The sequence below is a fragment of the Streptomyces sp. NPDC005374 genome (assembly GCF_042872225.1).
In the GTDB taxonomy this organism is placed as follows: Bacteria; Actinomycetota; Actinomycetes; order Streptomycetales; family Streptomycetaceae; genus Streptomyces.
The window spans coordinates 1-1,235 of sequence record NZ_JBIAKA010000045.1 but is presented as its reverse complement, the minus strand read 5'-3'; the positions used below and the strand labels follow the sequence as shown (position 1 = coordinate 1,235).

General features: G+C 68.6%; 1 protein-coding gene. It reads left to right on the top strand.

Annotation, left to right across the window (positions count from 1 at the left end):
- A partial coding sequence (gene araA, locus ACFYRX_RS46735) for an L-arabinose isomerase (RefSeq protein WP_389113563.1) occupies positions 1–1,235 on the top strand: 1,235 nt, incomplete at both ends.

Here is a 1,235-nt window from a genome sequence, read left to right as displayed (position 1 = left end):
CCTTCCCGAGCCAGGAGATCTGGTTTCTGACGGGGAGTCAGGGTCTGTACGGTGATGATGTGCTGGAGCAGGTGGCCGCGCAGTCCCGGGAGATCTGCGCCCTGCTGGAGGCGAACACGCAGATCCCGGTCCGCATCGTGTGGAAGCCGGTCCTGACCGACGCGGAAGCGATCCGCCGGCTGTGCCAGGAAGCCTCCGCCTCCGACACCTGCATCGGCGTGATCGCCTGGATGCACACCTTCTCCCCGGCCAAAATGTGGATCGCCGGACTGTCCGCCCTGGACCGGCCGCTGCTGCACCTGCACACCCAGCACAACCTGTCCCTGCCCTGGCCCAGCATCGACATGGACTTCATGAACCTCAACCAGGCCGCCCACGGCGACCGCGAATTCGCCCACATCGAAGCAAGGGTGGGCGTCAACCGGAAAATCGTCGCCGGCCACGCCACCGAGACCCGCGTCACCGGCCGCATCACCGCCTGGGCCCGCGCCGCCGCCGGCCGCCACGCCTCCCGCACCCTGCGCCTGGCCCGCTTCGGCGACAACATGCGCGACGTCGCCGTCACCGAAGGCGACAAAGTCGAAGCCCAGTTGCGGTTCGGCTACTCGGTGAACACCTACGGCGTCAACGACCTCGTCACCGTCGTCGACGCAGTAGAGGACAAAGCCGCCCGCGAACTCGCCGCCGAATACACCGACCTGTACGACGTCGTCACCGACCTGCGGCCCGGCGGTGACCGCCACGACTCCCTCGTCTACGCCGCCCGCCAGGAACTCGGCCTGCGCACCTTCCTCACCGAAGGTGGTTTCACCGCCTTCACCACCAACTTCGAAGACCTCGGCGGCCTGCGCCAACTCCCCGGCCTCGCCGTCCAACGCCTCATGGCCGACGGCTACGGCTTCGGCGGCGAAGGCGACTGGAAAACCTCCGCCCTGCTCCGCACCATGAAAGTCATGGCCGCCGGACAACCCGGAGGCACCAGCTTCATGGAGGACTACACCTACCACTTCGGCCCCGGCACCCCCCGCGTCCTCGGCGCCCACATGCTCGAAGTGTGCCCCACCATCGCCGCCCACCGTCCCAGCTGCGAAATCCACCCCCTGTCCATCGGCGGCCGCGAAGACCCCGTCCGCCTCGTCTTCAACGCCGCCCAAGGCCCCGCCGTCGTCGTCGGCCTCTCCGACCTCGGCGACCGCTTCCGCCTCACCGCCAACACCATCGACGTCGTCGCCCCC